The 15,354-nt window shown below is 68.6% G+C and carries 16 protein-coding genes and 1 tRNA gene; 8 read left to right on the top strand and 9 right to left on the bottom strand.

Annotated features, from left to right (window positions below):
• Nucleotides 1–24: 24 nt before the first annotated feature.
• The 4 genes from ilvD to V5D55_RS14805 form a co-directional block, all read right to left on the bottom strand.
• Nucleotides 25–1,743 carry a dihydroxy-acid dehydratase gene (gene ilvD / locus V5D55_RS14820; RefSeq protein WP_435744369.1) on the bottom strand — a complete coding sequence of 573 codons (1,719 nt, stop codon included), beginning with the start codon at nucleotides 1,741–1,743 and terminating at the stop codon, nucleotides 25–27.
• Nucleotides 1,744–1,752: 9 nt separating this feature from the next.
• Nucleotides 1,753–2,550 (bottom strand): trehalose-phosphatase, encoded by a 798-nt coding sequence (gene otsB / locus V5D55_RS14815; protein WP_435744365.1) that lies wholly within the window; start codon nucleotides 2,548–2,550, stop codon nucleotides 1,753–1,755.
• 25 nt (nucleotides 2,551–2,575) lie between these two features.
• Nucleotides 2,576–4,006 (bottom strand): alpha,alpha-trehalose-phosphate synthase (UDP-forming), encoded by a 1,431-nt coding sequence (locus V5D55_RS14810; protein ID WP_435744360.1) that lies wholly within the window; start codon nucleotides 4,004–4,006, stop codon nucleotides 2,576–2,578.
• A gap of 72 nt (nucleotides 4,007–4,078) precedes the next feature.
• Nucleotides 4,079–5,356 (bottom strand): MFS transporter, encoded by a 1,278-nt coding sequence (locus V5D55_RS14805; RefSeq protein ID WP_435744358.1) that lies wholly within the window; start codon nucleotides 5,354–5,356, stop codon nucleotides 4,079–4,081.
• A gap of 226 nt (nucleotides 5,357–5,582) precedes the next feature.
• Between V5D55_RS14805 and V5D55_RS14800 the strand changes: the two genes are divergently transcribed.
• Entirely contained in the window at nucleotides 5,583–6,788 is a 1,206-nt protein-coding gene (locus V5D55_RS14800) for a PLP-dependent aminotransferase family protein (protein WP_435744355.1), read from the top strand.
• 9 nt (nucleotides 6,789–6,797) lie between these two features.
• The gene (locus tag V5D55_RS14795) at nucleotides 6,798–7,097 is read left to right on the top strand and encodes a hypothetical protein (RefSeq protein ID WP_435744353.1); all 300 of its coding nucleotides are present in this window, start codon (nucleotides 6,798–6,800) and stop codon (nucleotides 7,095–7,097) included.
• A gap of 10 nt (nucleotides 7,098–7,107) precedes the next feature.
• Here the strand turns inward: V5D55_RS14795 and V5D55_RS14790 are convergent, their stop codons facing one another.
• Genes V5D55_RS14790 through V5D55_RS14780 form a run of 3 tightly spaced genes read right to left on the bottom strand, consistent with a single transcriptional unit; the run spans nucleotide 7,108 to nucleotide 9,743 of the window.
• Nucleotides 7,108–8,292: an acetyl-CoA C-acetyltransferase gene (locus tag V5D55_RS14790; RefSeq protein ID WP_435744351.1), complete on the bottom strand. Its 1,185-nt coding sequence runs from the start codon at nucleotides 8,290–8,292 to the stop codon at nucleotides 7,108–7,110.
• On the bottom strand, nucleotides 8,285–8,953 hold the full coding sequence (locus V5D55_RS14785) for a CoA transferase subunit B (RefSeq protein WP_435744348.1): 669 nt from the start codon (nucleotides 8,951–8,953) through the stop codon (nucleotides 8,285–8,287). The genes V5D55_RS14790 and V5D55_RS14785 overlap by 8 nt, the downstream gene beginning before the upstream one ends.
• Nucleotide 8,954: 1 nt before the next feature.
• Entirely contained in the window at nucleotides 8,955–9,743 is a 789-nt protein-coding gene (locus tag V5D55_RS14780) for a CoA transferase subunit A (RefSeq protein WP_435744345.1), read from the bottom strand.
• A gap of 105 nt (nucleotides 9,744–9,848) precedes the next feature.
• Between V5D55_RS14780 and V5D55_RS14775 the strand changes: the two genes are divergently transcribed.
• The 4 genes from V5D55_RS14775 to V5D55_RS14760 are packed head-to-tail and all read left to right on the top strand — an operon-like array spanning nucleotide 9,849 to nucleotide 12,867.
• Nucleotides 9,849–10,637: an IclR family transcriptional regulator gene (locus V5D55_RS14775; RefSeq protein ID WP_435744343.1), complete on the top strand. Its 789-nt coding sequence runs from the start codon at nucleotides 9,849–9,851 to the stop codon at nucleotides 10,635–10,637.
• Between the two features lie 36 nt (nucleotides 10,638–10,673).
• On the top strand, nucleotides 10,674–11,123 hold the full coding sequence (locus V5D55_RS14770) for a MarR family winged helix-turn-helix transcriptional regulator (protein ID WP_435744341.1): 450 nt from the start codon (nucleotides 10,674–10,676) through the stop codon (nucleotides 11,121–11,123).
• Nucleotides 11,120–12,349, top strand: a complete 1,230-nt coding sequence (locus tag V5D55_RS14765; protein ID WP_435744339.1) for an MFS transporter — start codon at nucleotides 11,120–11,122, stop codon at nucleotides 12,347–12,349. The genes V5D55_RS14770 and V5D55_RS14765 overlap by 4 nt, the downstream gene beginning before the upstream one ends.
• A gap of 35 nt (nucleotides 12,350–12,384) precedes the next feature.
• A complete protein-coding gene (locus V5D55_RS14760) occupies nucleotides 12,385–12,867 on the top strand; it encodes a YbaK/EbsC family protein (protein WP_435744337.1) in 483 nt (160 codons plus the stop codon).
• A gap of 42 nt (nucleotides 12,868–12,909) precedes the next feature.
• Here V5D55_RS14760 and V5D55_RS14755 read toward each other — a convergent pair whose 3' ends face one another.
• Nucleotides 12,910–13,299 (bottom strand): protease inhibitor I42 family protein, encoded by a 390-nt coding sequence (locus V5D55_RS14755; protein ID WP_435744335.1) that lies wholly within the window; start codon nucleotides 13,297–13,299, stop codon nucleotides 12,910–12,912.
• Nucleotides 13,300–13,478: 179 nt separating this feature from the next.
• Between V5D55_RS14755 and V5D55_RS14750 the strand changes: the two genes are divergently transcribed.
• Entirely contained in the window at nucleotides 13,479–14,324 is an 846-nt protein-coding gene (locus V5D55_RS14750) for an NAD-dependent epimerase/dehydratase family protein (protein WP_435744333.1), read from the top strand.
• 4 nt (nucleotides 14,325–14,328) lie between these two features.
• On the opposite strand, the gene V5D55_RS14745 is transcribed toward V5D55_RS14750, so the two are convergent.
• Nucleotides 14,329–14,401, bottom strand: a tRNA-Lys gene (locus V5D55_RS14745).
• 153 nt (nucleotides 14,402–14,554) lie between these two features.
• On the opposite strand from V5D55_RS14745, the gene V5D55_RS14740 reads away from it, so the two are divergent.
• Entirely contained in the window at nucleotides 14,555–15,352 is a 798-nt protein-coding gene (locus tag V5D55_RS14740; RefSeq protein WP_435744331.1) for an inositol monophosphatase family protein, read from the top strand.
• Nucleotides 15,353–15,354: the final 2 nt, after the last annotated feature.

Here is a 15,354-nt window from a genome sequence, read left to right as displayed (position 1 = left end):
TCGTCAGCGAGGGGCCGACGTGGATCACCCGGTCGTCGCGCCTTCTGCAGCGGAACGCACGAGTCGCGAGTACTTGGCAAGAACTCCACGGGTGTAACGCGGGGGAAGCGGCTCCCAGCCAGAGCGGCGGGAGGCGAGCTCAGCGTCATCGACGAGTAGGTCGAGAGAGCGAGCTGCGATATCGACCCGTATCAGATCACCATCGCGCACGAAGGCGATAGGACCTGCGTCCACCGCTTCGGGTGCTATGTGGCCGATGCACAGGCCGGTTGTGCCGCCTGAGAATCGTCCGTCAGTCAAGAGTAGTACATCTTTTCCGAGCCCAGCGCCCTTGATGGCCGCGGTGATCGCCAGCATCTCGCGCATACCCGGTCCGCCCTTGGGACCCTCGTAGCGGATGACGATGACGGTGCCCGGCTCGATCTCGCCCTCGGCGACGGCATCCATCGCCGCGCGCTCGCGCTCGAAGACCCGTGCCGGCCCCTCGAACACGGCGGCGTCGAAGCCGGCCGTCTTGACGACGGCGCCGTCAGGAGCCATCGAACCGTGCAGGATCGTCAGACCACCGGTCGCGTGGATCGGGTTGTCGAACGTGTGGATCACGGTGCCATCGATCGGCTGAGGGTCGAGCTCGGCGAGGTTCTCGGCGAGCGTCTTGCCCGTGACGGTGAGCGCGTCACCGTGCAGCAGGCCCTCGTCGAGCATCGCCTTCATGATCACAGGGATGCCGCCGTGCCGGTCGACGTCGTTCATGACGTACTTGCCGAACGGCTTCATGTCGGCCACGTGGGGCACCTTGTCGCCGATGCGGTTGAAGTCGTGCAGGCTCAGCTCGACCTCGGCCTCGCGGGCGATCGCGAGCAGGTGCAGCACGACGTTCGTCGAGCCTCCCAGCGCCATCGCCAGGGCGATCGCGTTCTCGAACGCCTCTTTGGTGAGGATGTCTCGCGTGGTGATCCCCTGCCGGAGCAGGTTGACCACGGCCTCGCCGGAGCGGTGCGCGTAGTAGTCACGGCGGCGGTCGGCTGCGGGCGGGGCGGCCGAACCCGGGAGGCTGAGTCCGAGGGCTTCGGCGACCGACGCCATCGTGTTGGCGGTGTACATGCCACCGCAGGCGCCCTCACCGGGCGCGATCGCGCACTCGATGCGCTTGAGGTCTTCTTCGCTCATCAGCCCCGCCCGGCAGGCGCCGACGGCCTCGAACGAGTCGATGATCGTGACGTCCTTCTCGGTGCCGTCCGACAGCTTCACCCAGCCGGGCGCGATCGACCCGGCGTAGAGGAACACGCTGGAGAGATCGAGGCGGGCGCTGGCCATGAGCATGCCGGGGATCGACTTGTCGCAGCCGGCGAGCAGGACCGAGCCGTCGAGGCGCTCCGCCATCATCACCGTCTCGACGGAGTCGGCGATGACCTCGCGCGACACGAGCGAGAAGTGCATTCCCTCGTGACCCATCGAGATGCCATCGGAGACGGAGATCGTGCCGAACTGCAGCGGGTATCCCCCACCGCCGTGCACGCCCTCCTTGGCGCCCTGCGCGAGCCGGTCGAGGCTCAGGTTGCAGGGGGTGATCTCGTTCCAGCTGGAAGCGATGCCGATCTGCGGCTTCTCCCAGTCGGCGTCGCCCATGCCGACGGCACGGAGCATGCCACGGGAGGTCGTCGCCTCGATGCCGTCGGTGACGACGCGGCTGCGGGGCTTGATGTCGATGGGCGCGCTGTGAGAGGGATCATGCGAGGACATGACGGAAGTCTATTCCCGCAGAGAGGCGCGCTCGTCCGCGAGCGCCTCCAGAAGCTCGGCCATCTGTTGTGGGTTCTCCACACGCAGGATGGCGGCGCTCTCCCCCGGCCCGACTCGGACTCCGAGATCTCCACCTTGCAGCACGCGGATCGCGTCCTCATCCGTGACATCGTCGCCGGCGAAGAGGATGCCGGTCGCGTCGAAGTGCTCGCGGAGGGCGGCGACCGCCGCGTCCTTGCCCTCGGTGCGCGATGAGAACTCCAGCACCCGGTGGCCGGAGCGGCGGCGCCAGTGCGGGAAGCGCTCGGCGACCAGTGCGTCGATCTCCGCGAATACGCGCTCCTCGGTCTCGCGGTCGGCCCGGCGCGTGTGCACGCCCATGCCGAAGGTCTTCGGTTCGAACTCCGCGCCTTCGTAGCGCTCGATGATGGGCCGGGCTGCGGCCCACAGCTCCTCGCGTGCGCCGTCTTCGGTCGCCTCTCCCGTGGCCGCCGCGTCGCCCTCGCCGGGGAACCAGTACTGGGCGCCGTGCGATCCGGCGAGCGCGATGACCGAGTCGTCGGTGTGCTCGGTGATCTCGCGCAGGTCGTGCATGCTCCGCCCGGACGCATAGGCGACGAAGGTGTCTGGCATCGCCGCGAGACGCGCGACCTGGGTGGCGACCTCGGGCAGGGCGCGAGCGGCCATCGGGTCGGGCACGAGAGGAGAGGCCGTGCCGTCGAAGTCGAGCGCGACGACGAGTCGCGGGGTCGCGGCGAGCGCAGACAGGTCGGCGTCGGGTGTGCCAGGGATCCAGGTGCGGGTCACGTCTTCTCCAGTGAGTGTCTCGGGGTCAGCGCGCGTCGCGCGCTGCGGTGAGGGCCGACAGGAAGGAGTCGGACCAGGCGTTCACATCGTGGTCGAGCACGCGGCGCCGCAGTGAGCGCATCCGCCGCCCCTGTTCTCTCGGTGGCATCTCGACTGCGCGCATGATCGCCTCCTTGAGCCCCTCGATGTCGTGCGGGTTCACGAGGATCGCGCTGCCCAGTTCGTCGGCGGCGCCGGCGAACTCGCTGAGCACCAGCACACCCCGGTTGTCGAGGCGGGTGGCGACGTACTCCTTGGCGACGAGGTTCATGCCGTCACGGAGCGCGGTCACCAGCATCACGTCGGCGGCGAGGTACAGCGCCACCATCTCTTCCCGCGGGTACCCCTGGTGGAGGTAGCGGATCGCCGTGTGGCCCATGGTGTCGGTGTCGCCGTTGATCCGGCTGACCGCGAGCTCGATCTCGTCGCGCAGGTTGGCGTAGGCGTCGACGCGTTCACGGCTGGGGCTCGCGACCTGCACGAGGGTGACGTCTTCGACGGAGAGATCACCGGAGGCCAACAGCTCCCCGTACGCCTTGATGCGGTGCCCGATCCCCTTGGTGTAGTCGAGGCGGTCGACGCCGAGCAGGATGTGCTTCGGATTGCCGAGGTTCTGCCGGATCTCCGCGGCACGAGCCTGGATGTCGGGACGGGCCGCGAGTTCGAGGTAGGGCACGGTGTCGATCGAGATCGGGAAAGCCTTCACCAGCGCCCGGTGCGACTCCCCATTGTCGTCGACCTCGCCGTTGCCGGACGGGACCGTGACCGTCGATGCCTTGATGTCGTACTTCAACCGACGCCGGATCGCGTTGAGGAAGTTCGTGGCGTCGGTCGCCCGCTGGAAGCCGATCACGTCGGCGCCGAGCAGGCCGCGCAGCACCTGGCCGCGCCAGGGAAGCTGGGCATAAAGTCCGTGCGTCGGGAACGGGATGTGGTGGAAGTAGCCGATGGTCACGTCGGGGCGCAGCGCCCGCACCATCTGGGGAACCAGCTGCAGCTGGTAGTCGTGCACCCAGACCGTGCCGCCCTCGGCGACGGCATCCGCAGCGGCGTCGGCGAAGCGCCGGTTCACGGCGACATACGCGTCCCACCATTCCCGGTGGTACTGCGGCGGAGCGATGACGTCGTGGTAGAGGGGCCAAATGGTGTCGTTGGAGAACCCCTCGTAGTACTCCGCGATCTCCTGCTCGCTCAATGCGATGGGGATCAGCCGGATGCCCCCGGACGTGAACGGCTTCAACGCGATGTCCGGTTGTCCCGGCCATCCCACCCAGGCACCGTTGACGCTCTTCATCACCGGCTCGAGCGCGGCCACCAGTCCCCCAGGAGAGGTGCGCCACACCTCCTCGCCTTCGGGTCCTGCAATGCGATCGACGGGCAGCCGGTTGGCGACCACGACGAAGTCTGCGGCAGCCATGATGACTCCTCACGCCAGCGGTTCGATGCTCCCCAGGCTACCGAGGTTGCTGCGCTCCGTTCGCCACGCGCATCAGGGAGCGGTGCGCGACGACCTCGGGCCGGTGCTGCTGAGCACCCAGTTCGCCAGCCCGGCACCGAACGTGACAGTCGCAGCGAGGATCGGCAGGAGCAGGGCGGGCGCGGTACCGATCTGCTCGGCGATCTCCCCCGTCACCGCAGCGCCGATCGACTGACCGACCACGACCCCGGAGCCGAGCATCGTCATCACCGTGGCCGACCGCCCGAGAGGACTGCGCGCCGCACCGAAGCTGTACTGCGTCACCAGCGTCGGGCCGATGCCGATGCCCATGATGGCCAGCGCCACCATCATCGTGGCGGGAGAGTCGACGAAGACGAGCAGCACGGTCCCTGCGAGCAGGATGCCGGAGAACACCAACCACCGCGCCCGGAGTGTGAAGGCCGGCGGAAGCCAGGCGACGCCGAGGGCCAGGATCGCCGAGCCGACGCCCATCACCCCGTAGAGCAGGCCTGCCTGCTCCGGGGCGCCGCGGTCTGCCATGAACGACGTCAGCCCGGTGAGCATCGCGCCGAAGAACATCCCTACCCCGAGGATGCCGAGCACGACGATGAGCAGCTGCGGGCGGAAGAGGTCGGCGACGGCGGAGGGTGCCTTGCCGTCGGCGTCTCGCTCCTGCGACACATGACGGCCACTCGGGTGCAGCGCGAACGCTCCGACGAACACCACCGTGAGCACGGCAGCCCCCACCAACGGCGCCCAGGGGGCGAGAGCCGACGCGAGGATGCCGACGATGAAGGGACCGAAGACGAACACCGTCTCATCGGCAGCCGACTCGTACGCCATGGTGCCCGACAGGGTGCGCGTGCGCGCGGCCTCCGGCATCCGCTCCCTGATGATCGTGACCAGGCGCGAGCGCGACAGCGGGGCGACCTGCGGCGCCGTCGCGCCGATGCCGGCGGCGGCGAGCAGAACGAAGCCGTCCGCGCCCGGGCCGTAGACGACGACCGTGAAGATCACCAGCATGGCGCCGTTCGCGAGCGCGAGGGCCGACAGGACGCCGCGCTGACCGAACCGGTCGGCCGCAGCGCCCAGGAGCGGGCCGAAGCAGGCGGTGCCTAGACCCACCGCTGCGGAGGTGAGTCCGCCCAGCGACAGCGAGCCGCGGGCCGCCACCACGACGGTGAGGACGCCGACGACCATCATCGCGAACGGCAGCCGCGCGATGAACGCGATGAGGAAGTAGGGGAAGCCGGCGAGGCGGAGCAGGCTCGGCTCGTCGGAGCGGCGGGATGCTGCGCGTTCTGGTACCTGTGATGAAGCGTGTGTCATGGCTCTCGCACGTCGATGACGCGATCTCGGGTGCCGCCGCTGTCCGCGGGAATGCCCACGGCCGGTAGATACACGGTTGCGGCCGCGGACGAGCCGCGACCCTCTCATGGTACCGGTTCCGCCTGAGCGGGGGCAGGGGCCGCATCGCGGTCGTCGCGCCGCTAGTCTGGTCGACATTCCGCGCTCCCCCTTTGAGCCTGCTCTCCCCCGTTTCGAGGAGGAACCGTTGTCGTCCGCCCCACAGATCCCCGCGCCGATCGTTGCGCCACCTGGTCGCTCGCGGCGAGCCGGCGCCGCCAAGACGTCGCCGGTCCGCGACCTCCTCGCCCTGACGGAGCGCCCCGAGGTCATCTCCTTCGCCGGTGGACTTCCCGCTCCAGAGCTCTTCGACCTGGATGGCATCCGAGCCGCCTTCGATGAGGCGCTGCAGGCTCCCGGTGTGCTGCAGTACTCGACGTCCGAGGGCAGCGCCGCGCTTCGGGAGGAAGTCGCCCGCCGCTACACCGCCGACGGCCTCGACACCTCCGCATCCGACCTGATCATCACCACCGGCTCACAGCAGGGGCTCGGCCTGCTGGCGACCTCGCTGGTCGACCCGGGCGACACGATCCTGGTCGAGGAGCCGTGCTACCTCGCGGCGCTCCAGACTTTCGCGCTGGCCGGCGCCCGCGTGGTCGGGGTTCCCTACGACGGCGATGCGCTCGATCTCGAGGCGCTGGACCGGTTGGCATCCGCGCACTCCGCGAAGTTCTTCTACACCGTTCCCACATTTCAGAATCCGACCGGGCGCACGCACGATCTGGTCGCACGGAAGCAGATCGCGGAGATCGCGCTGCGGCGCGGATTGCGCATCATCGAGGACGAGCCGTACCGCCAGCTGCGGTACTCCGGTGACGCTCTGCCGTCGCTGGCCACGCTCGCCCCGGACCATGTGCTCAGCCTCGGCAGTTTCTCGAAGGTGCTCGCACCGGGCCTCCGTATCGGCTGGATCCGCACCACCCCGGACATCCGGCCGACGGCCACGATCGCCAAGCAGGCCGCGGATCTGCACACCTCCACCATCGACCAGGCCGCCGCGGCGCGCTACCTCGCGTCGGGACGCGGCGATCTGGCGCTCGATCGCATCCGTTCGTCGTACGCGGAGCGCCGGGATGCGATGCTCTCCGGACTCCCCTCCGCGCTGCCTGCGGGGAGCACCTGGAGCCGACCCGACGGCGGGATGTTCGTCTGGGCACGGCTGCCGGAGGCCATGGACGCCACCCAGCTGCTGACGAAGGCACTCGCGCACGACGTCGCCTTCGTCCCCGGAGCGCCGTTCTTCGCCGGCCCCGCGGACCCGCGCACGCTGCGGCTGTCGTTCACGACCTATGCCCCGGACAGGATCAGGACCGGCTTGTCAAGGCTCGGTGCCGCATCCGGTGCCGCCGGGTAGCGTAGGGGAATGCGCTACCTCTTCAGCACCGGACTCATCGCAGCGATCTCGGCAGGAGTCTCGCTGCTGCGCGGCACTCGCGAGGAACCGATCACCTGGCGCTCGGCGCTCTCCTGGCTGAGCTGGGGCATCACCATGGCTCTCGCCGTCGGTGCCGTCGTCGACATGAACCGTGCGCGACGCGGTGTGCTGGTCGACGCCGACTCCCCGCAGTCCGTCAAGAAGTCGAAGAAGGCGCAGCGACTCCAGTTCCGCTCGCAGAAGGCACTGGCCGACGCACAGGATCACGCCCAGGACCGGCGCCGCTGACCCTCTCCCCTCAGCGCGTCAGGATGAGCGCTTCGCCCTGTCCGCCGCCGCCGCACAGGGCGACTGCGGCAGTTCCGCCGCCACGACGTGCGAGTTCGTGGGCGACATGCACGACGAGCCGGTTGCCGGAGGCGCCGATCGGGTGACCGATCGCGATGCCGCCGCCGTGAACGTTGACGATCGCACTGTCGAGGCCGAGCTCCGTCTGCGATCGCGCGACGACGGCACCGAACGCCTCGTTGATCTCGACGAGGTCGAGGTCGGAGGGGGCGATCCCCTGCTTCGCGCACGCCTGCTCGATCGCCCGAGCGGGCTGCGCCTGCAGAGAGTTGTCCGGGCCTGCGGTCTGACCGCTCGCACCGACGGTCACGAGCACCGGCCATCCCTTCGTCTCCGCGACGCCACGGGTCGTGACGATCACGGCTGATGCGCCGTCGGAGATCGGCGAGGAGTTGCCGGCCGTGATCGAGCCGCCCTCGGCGAACGCCGCACGCAGTCCCGCGAGAGTCTCGACCGTCGACTCGGGACGAACGCCCTCATCGCGAGTCACCTGCACCGGCTCGCTCCGCCGCTGTGGAACCTCGATCGTCACGATCTCCGCGTCGAACACACCGGCGGTCTGCGCCGCAGCGGCGCGCTGGTGCGAGAGCGCCGCCACCGTGTCCTGCGCCTCCCTGGTGAGCTCGTACCGCGCATTGTGCCGCTCGGTCGACGCGCCCATGCTCTCCTTGTCGTACGCGTCGGTGAGTCCGTCGTACGCCATGTGATCGAGCACCTCGACGCTGCCGTAGGCCCAGCCGTCGCGAGACCCCATCAGCAGGTGCGGAGCGCGCGTCATCGACTCCATGCCGGCCGCGACGACCACCTCGGCATCGCCCGTGCGGATCATCCGCGCCGCATCGATGACGGCGGTCAGCCCGGACAGACACACCTTGTTCACCGAATGAGCCGGAACGTCCCATCCGATACCGGCGCCGATCGCTGCCTGACGCGCCGCGTTCTGCCCTGATCCCGCGGCGAGCACCTGGCCGACGATGACGGCATCGATGTCAGCCGGGTCGACGGATGCCTGCTCCAGCGCGCCGCGGATGGCGAACGATCCCAGCTGCGGTGCGGTGAACGCGGCGAGCTGGCCCTTCAGCCGGCCCTGCGGTGTGCGGGCGGCGGCGACGATGACGATGTCGTTCTCAGCCATGGTGTTGGGTCCTTCCGGTGGTGAGCGTGTCGGAGATGAGGAGCGGCGGCTCGGTCGCCGCGACGACCTCCTCGACGGTGACCCCGGGGGCGGTCTCGATGAGCACCAGACCGCGTTCGGTCACATCGATCACGGCGAGGTCGGTGATGATGCGGTCGACCACGCCGCGGCCGGTGAGCGGAAGCGTGCAGGCATCGACGATCTTCGGGGATCCGTCCTTCGCGACGTGTTCCATCAGCACGATGACCCGTCCCGCGCCGTGCACGAGATCCATGGCGCCCCCGGGTCCCTTGACCATCTTGCCCGGGATCATCCAGTTGGCGAGGTCGCCGGTCGCCGACACCTGCATGGCGCCGAGGATGGCGGCGTCGATCTTTCCGCCGCGGATCATCCCGAAGCTCATGGCCGAATCGAAGAACGCAGAGCCGGGGAGCGTGGTGACCGTCTCCTTGCCCGCATTGATGAGGTCGGGATCCACCGCGGCCTCTTGCGGGTAGGGACCGACACCGAGGATGCCGTTCTCCGACTGCAGCACGACGGTGACGCCGGCCGGCACGTGGTTCGGCACCAGCGTCGGCAGGCCGATGCCGAGATTCGCGTAGGCGCCGTCTTCCAGTTCGGATGCGGCTCGAGCGGCCATCTGGTCTCGGGTGAGCGCCATCTCAGGCTCCTTCCGTGGTGTCTGCGGGTGAGGAGACCGTGCGACGCTCGATGCGTTTCGGGATGTCGGTGCCGACCTCGATGACGCGGTGCACGAAGACCCCCGGCAGGTGGACGCGGTCGGGGTCGAGCTCCCCCGGGTCCACGAGACGTTCCACCTGGGCGATGCAGATGCGGCCGGCCATCGCCGCCAGCGGGTTGAAGTTGCGCGCTGCCTTGTTGAAGATCAGGTTGCCGTGTCGATCGCCGACCGCGGCATGCACGAGCGAGAAGTCGGTCGTGATCGCCTCTTCCAGGACGAAGTCCTTCGGCATACCGTCCACAGGGAAGGAGCGCACGTCCTTCGGCGAGGACGCCACGGCGATCGAACCGTCGGGGTTGTATCGCCGCGGGAGCCCACCCTCGGCGACCTGCGTGCCGACGCCGGTCTGCGTGAAGAAGGCGGCGATCCCCGAGCCACCGGCGCGCAGCTTCTCGGCGAGGGTTCCCTGCGGCGTGAGTTCGAGTTCGAGTTCACCGGACAGGAACTGCCGCTCGAACTCCTTGTTCTCGCCGACGTAGGAGGAGGTCATCTTGCGGATGCGCTGCGCCCCCAGCAGGATGCCCAGCCCCCAGTCATCCACGCCGCAGTTGTTGCTGACGATGCTCAGCTCCTTCGTCCCCTGCGCGAGCAGGGCTTCGATGAGAGCGATCGGGTTGCCGGAGAGGCCGAATCCGCCGACGGCGAGAGACGAGCCGTCCGCGATGTCCGCGACAGCTGCTGTCGCCGATTCCCACTGCTTGTCGATCACGCCTGCTCCTTCGAATACGCGGTCATCTCCAGCATCCGCCCGTCCGGGGCGCGGAGGGAACCCCAGTCTTGCGATGTGGTCGAACCAGCGGATAGCGTCCACATTATGGAACAGAAGCCCTCCGCGGTGCCCGGCACGCAGGCCATCGCTCGGGCCGCTCGCCTCCTGCGGCTCGTCACGTCGGCGGGAGCCGACGGCTCGACTCTGCAGGAGCTCGCACGATCCGCTGAACTCTCCCGCTCGACGGCCCACCGCCTGCTCAGCGCGCTGAAGGCGGAGGGGCTCGTCGACCGGGATGTTGAGAGCACCCGCTGGATGCCGGGTCCGGAGCTGTTCTTGATGGGAACTGTCGCCGCGGCTCGCTATGACGTGACGGCACTGGCTCGCGACATCGTGCGATCTTTGGCCGTCAAGACCGAGGAGAGCGCATTCTTCTCGGTCCGCCGCGCCGATGAGACGGTCTGCCTGCTGCGGGAGGAGGGGTCATTCCCGATCCGGTCGTTCGTGCTCAGCGAAGGCGTGCGATTCCCGCTCGGCGTCGCGAGCGCGGGGCTGGCGATCCTGGCGTTCCTGCCCGACCACGATGTGGATGCCTACCTGGAGCGTCACCCGGAGCTCGAAGGAGCCTGGGGTCGCTCTCACGGTGAGAGCCCGCTGCGCACACGCCTCGCCGAGACCAAGGAGCGCGGCTATGCGATCAACCCCGGCCTCATCGTCGAGGGCAGCTGGGGAATGGGGGCGGCGGTGTTCGATCGAGCCGGTCGCCCGGAATGGGCGTTGAGCCTGACCGGCGTGGAGTTCCGCTTCGGCCACGATCGGACTGCCGAACTCGGCCGCATCCTCCTCGCCCACGCCCACCAGCTCTCCGCACGGATCGCGAGCGTCCGCCGGTAGCGCCCAGTACATACCATCGGGTATATACTGTTTGGTATGAATCGATCGGATGTCATCGGATCCCTGGTGCTCTCGGGCTACGCGCTCGGGCGGATCGCCGCCCAGGATGCCGGCAATGATGCGCCCGCCGCCCAGTGGCGCGTCCTGAGCCTTCTGGAGCAGTCGGGCCCGCAACGAGTGGGCGCACTGGCGGCATCCGCACGTACGACACAGCCGGGAATGACCCGGCTGATCGGCGGACTGGAGCGCGATGGACTGGTCCTCCGCTCCCCCGACCCCGACGATTCGCGGGCGATCGTCGTCGACATCACCCCGACCGGCACCGCCGCCATATCTGCGTGGCGGGTCGAGTTCCGGGAAACGCTGGCTCCGCGGTTCGCGGACCTCAGCGACGACGACTGGGCCGCCTTGAACCGCGCAGCAGAGATCCTCGCGCTGCGCGCCGCTGACGAGAAGAACCACGAGAAGACTGGAGAAACTCGGTGAACACCACCACCCGCCCCTCGGTATGGAAGCAGCCCGCACAGGTGTGGGCTGTCGCCTTCGCCTGCGTCGTCGCGTTCATGGGCATCGGCCTCGTCGACCCGATCCTGCCGGCGATCGCCGAGTCGCTCGAGGCGTCACCGGTCGAGACCGAGCTGCTGTTCACCAGCTACCTCCTCGTGACCGGGCTGGCCATGCTCGTCACCAGCTGGATCTCCAGCCGGATCGGCGCCAAAGCCACCCTGCTCATCGGACTCGCCCTCATCGTCGCCTTCTCGCTCCTGTGCGCCCTGAGTGGGAGCGTCGACGCGGTCATCGGCTTCCGAGCCGGTTGGGGCCTCGGCAACGCGCTCTTCATCTCCACGGCTTTGGCGACGATCGTCGGAGCGGCGTCCGGCGGCAGCAGCGCGGCGATCATCCTGTACGAGGCGGCGCTCGGACTCGGCATCGCGATCGGACCGCTGCTCGGCGGCATCCTCGGCGAGCAGAGCTGGCGCGGACCGTTCTTCGGAGTGGTCGTCCTCATGGCGATCGCGTTCGTCGCGGTGCTCGTGCTCTTGCGCGGTCCCGCCGAGAAGCGCGTGCCTGTGCCCTTCTCGGCGCCGTTCACGGCGCTGCGTCGTCCGGCCCTCGCGATCCTCGCGGTCGCGGCACTGTTCTACAACATCGGATTCTTCGTGCTGCTCGCGTTCTCGCCGTTCCCGTTGGGCTTCGGAGCACTCGGCATCGGATTCACGTTCTTCGGCTGGGGCGTCGCACTCGCGGTCACCAGCGTCTGGGTGGCCCCGGTCCTGATGCGCCGGATGCCGCGCACGCGCATCATCCTCATCGTGCTGCCCCTGCTCGCGGTCGATCTCGTCGCGGCCGGACTCGTCGTCGGGAGCGCAGGCGCGCTCGTGGCCTGCATCGTGATCGGCGGTCTGCTGCTCGGCGTGATGAACACCGTGCTCACCGAAGCCGTGATGGAGGCGACGGATCTGCCTCGTTCGGTGGCGTCGTCGGCGTACTCCGCCGTCCGCTTCCTCGGCGGCGCGATGGCCCCTCCGCTCGCCGCGCTGCTGTGGCATGCGTTCAACGCGACCGTGCCGTACGTCTTCGCCTCGGCATCCGTCCTGCTGGCCGCTCTGACGGTCTTCCTCGGGCGGCGTGTGCTCGCGCACATCGACGACGAACCGACGGATGCCGTGACGGAAGACGCCGAGGCCATCCTGATCGGCGACGCGGCCTGACAACGGTCGGTGCGACGCTTGGGTACGGTGGGGCGATGACCGACCTCTCCCATCTGCCGGAGCGCAGCCGCATCGTGCATCGCCACCTGTCCGATGCCGGCCTGACAGCGCAGATCCGTGTGCTCCCCGACTCCGCTCGTACCGCGGCCGCGGCTGCCGCTGCGATCGGATGCGACGTCGCCGCGATCGCGAACAGCCTGGTCTTCCTCGCCGACGGCGCACCCATGCTCGTCATGACCAGTGGCGGACACCGCGCTGACGTCGCCGCCCTCGCACGTGGTGTCGGCGCTGCGGAGATCGTCATGGCACCGGCATCCGTCGTCCGCTCCTCCACCGGCCAGGCGATAGGCGGCGTCGCACCCGTCGGTCACCCGACGCCCCTGCCGACCTACATCGACGAGTCACTCCAGGAGTTCGCGGAGATCTGGGCCGCGGCGGGCCACCCGCACACGGTGATGCCACTGACGTTCGAAGAGCTGCGCCGGATCACCGGAGGTCAGGTCATCCCCGTCGTGTGACGTCGAAGATCGACAGGGCATCCTCGCCCGTGATCGCCGCCATCACTTCACCGTGACTTCGATCTTCGCGGTCTTCTGATCATCGGGGTCCTCGGGAACCGACCCGCGGAAGAGGTATTCGAACTCGATCACGGTCGTGCCGGTTCCCACCGGGGCGAACCGATAGCTGAACTCGCTCGGCGCCCCTGTCTCGCCCGGCTGCCCCAGATACTTCGACCGCTCCTCACCGGGCGCAAGCACCGCGTCATCCGGTTCCTGAGTGATCGACCACTCCTGACCGACCGTGGCGTTGACCTCGCCGAAGTCGACGACGAGCGCTTCACCCGGCGCGAGCGTGACGGACTCGGCCGTGTAGTCGACGGTCTTCTCCGCCGCACCGGCGCAGGAGACGAGACTGAGACCGATCGCCAACGCACCGGCAGCGGCCGTCACCACTCGACTGCATCGACGCATCATGCCCCCTCCGCGGTCACGGTATCGCACGGCACGCGCGCACGGGTTGCTCGAGATCAGCTCAGCTTCCATACCGAGACGCTACGACGGTCCGGCGATCTGCGCCCACCGTTTGCGCTCCCTTCGAGCCCGTGAAGTCTTCCGTTAGCGTCGATCTCATGGAAGACACGAACGCACGACGCTGGGCTGTGACCGGAGCCGCCGGGACGATCGGTCGTGCGCTCCGCGCGCACCTCGCCGAGAACTCCGTAGAGCTGGTCTCGATCGACGTCACGGAGATCGCGCGGGCGAGCCCGTCGGAACGCGTCGTCCGCTGCGACATCGGCGATCTCGCCGGGCTGGAATCTGCCTTCGAGGGATGCGAAGGAGTGATCCATCTCGCCGGCATCTCCGATGAGGCGGACTTCCACGACCTCGCCGAGGTCAACATCGTCGGCACCTACCACGTGCTCGAAGCGGCCCGCCGCGCCGGAGTGAACCGCGTCGTGTACGCCAGCAGCAACCGCCTCACCGGGGCGTATCCCACGCAGACGCAGGTCGACGAATCCATGCCTCCCCGTCCCGACGGGTTCTACGGGGTGTCCAAGGTCGCCGGAGAGGCCCTCTGCCGCCTCTACACGGACAAGTTCGACCTGAGCACGATCGCTCTGCGGATCGGCACCTACGAGCCGGCCCCGGGCTCTGCGCGGGAGATGCGCACCTGGCTCAGCCCCGACGATGCGCTCCGCGCGTTCGACGCCGCCATGACGACCCCTCAGAAGCATGCGGTGTTCTACGCCGTCTCGAACAACACCGAGCTCTGGTGGGCCCTCGAGGCCGGCCGCGCAGCCGGCTTCGAACCGATCGACGACGCCGCCGCGCACGGAAGCTACGAGCCGCTCCCCACGGACCAGCGGCAAGGCGCATCTATGCCACCGCCGAGTACTCGCTCGATCGCATGCGCACAGACTGACGGCCCGGAAAGCAGAAAAGCCCCGAAGACTGGCGAGAGTCTCCGAGGCTGATCCGTGCACCCCCTCGGACTTGAACCGAGAACCCACTGATTAAGAGTCAGTTGCTCTGCCGATTGAGCTAGAGGTGCGTGGTCCGGGATGACCCCGACCGAGGAATTACATTACCAGCCGATCGGTCCCATGCGAAATCGAGGCGACCCCGGGCGTGGCCCCCTGTCACACGACGTAAGCCTGGCCGAAGGAACCTCTGGGTCGTGTGCCTGACCGACTATTCTGAGAGCGTGACATCCTCCCCCGATGCTGACTCCCTGCGACGCGATCTCGAGCTCGCTCTGCGCCTCGCCGACGCCGCAGACGCCCAGTCCCTCTCGCGCTTCGACGCCGCCGATCTCGAGATCTCGACGAAGTCCGACAACTCCCACGTCACGGATGCCGACCTCGCCACCGAACGCGCGATCCGCAGCATCCTCGAGACCGAGCGTCCGGACGACGGCATCTTCGGCGAGGAGTACGGCGCCCAGGGCAGCACGCACCGTCAGTGGATCATCGACCCGATCGACGGCACGGCCAATTTCCTCCGCGGAGTGCCGCTGTGGGGCACGATGATCGCGCTCGCGATCGACGGCGTGCCGCAGGTCGGCGTCGTGAGCATGCCGGCCCTCGGCCGACGCTGGTGGGCGGCGGCGGGTACCGGAGCGTGGACCACCACCGAGACCGAACCGCGCCAGCTGAAGACCTCATCGGTGGCCTCCCTCGACGACGCGAGCGTGAGTTTCCAGAGCATCGCGCAGTGGGCGGATGCCGGACATCTCGACACGCTGATCGCGCTGGCGGACCGTGTCTGGCGGGACCGCGCATACGGCGACATCTTCGCGTACATGCTCCTGGCGGAGGGGCGCCTCGATATGGTCGCCGAGTTCGACGTGAAGGAATACGACATCGCGGCGGCCGTCCCGATCGTGCGCGAGGCCGGCGGAAGGATGACCTCTTTCGACGGCGACGAGACGATCTCCGCGCGCTCGACGCTTGCCACCAACGGCATCCTCCACGACGACTTCCTGACCTTCCTGCACGACTGACC

Origin of the sequence: Microbacterium sp. PMB16, from assembly GCF_051294855.1 — a bacterium.
Taxonomy (GTDB): Bacteria; Actinomycetota; Actinomycetes; order Actinomycetales; family Microbacteriaceae; genus Microbacterium.
Note: the sequence above shows the minus strand (reverse complement) of the source record. Positions and strands in the feature narration are given on the sequence as shown.

Excerpts from the sequence above, each read along its gene's own strand:
- V5D55_RS14785 (WP_435744348.1), bottom strand. The coding sequence starts at position 8,953 with ATGGCGCTCACCCGAGACCAGATGGCCGCTCGAGCCGCATCCGAACTG.
- V5D55_RS14770 (WP_435744341.1), top strand. The coding sequence starts at position 10,674 with ATGAATCGATCGGATGTCATCGGATCCCTGGTGCTCTCGGGCTACGCG.
- V5D55_RS14790 (WP_435744351.1), bottom strand. The coding sequence starts at position 8,292 with ATGGCTGAGAACGACATCGTCATCGTCGCCGCCGCCCGCACACCGCAG.
- ilvD (WP_435744369.1), bottom strand. The coding sequence starts at position 1,743 with ATGTCCTCGCATGATCCCTCTCACAGCGCGCCCATCGACATCAAGCCC.
- V5D55_RS14775 (WP_435744343.1), top strand. The coding sequence starts at position 9,849 with ATGGAACAGAAGCCCTCCGCGGTGCCCGGCACGCAGGCCATCGCTCGG.
- V5D55_RS14810 (WP_435744360.1), bottom strand. The coding sequence starts at position 4,006 with ATGGCTGCCGCAGACTTCGTCGTGGTCGCCAACCGGCTGCCCGTCGAT.
- V5D55_RS14750 (WP_435744333.1), top strand. The coding sequence starts at position 13,479 with ATGGAAGACACGAACGCACGACGCTGGGCTGTGACCGGAGCCGCCGGG.
- V5D55_RS14760 (WP_435744337.1), top strand. The coding sequence starts at position 12,385 with ATGACCGACCTCTCCCATCTGCCGGAGCGCAGCCGCATCGTGCATCGC.
- V5D55_RS14805 (WP_435744358.1), bottom strand. The coding sequence starts at position 5,356 with ATGACACACGCTTCATCACAGGTACCAGAACGCGCAGCATCCCGCCGC.
- V5D55_RS14795 (WP_435744353.1), top strand. The coding sequence starts at position 6,798 with ATGCGCTACCTCTTCAGCACCGGACTCATCGCAGCGATCTCGGCAGGA.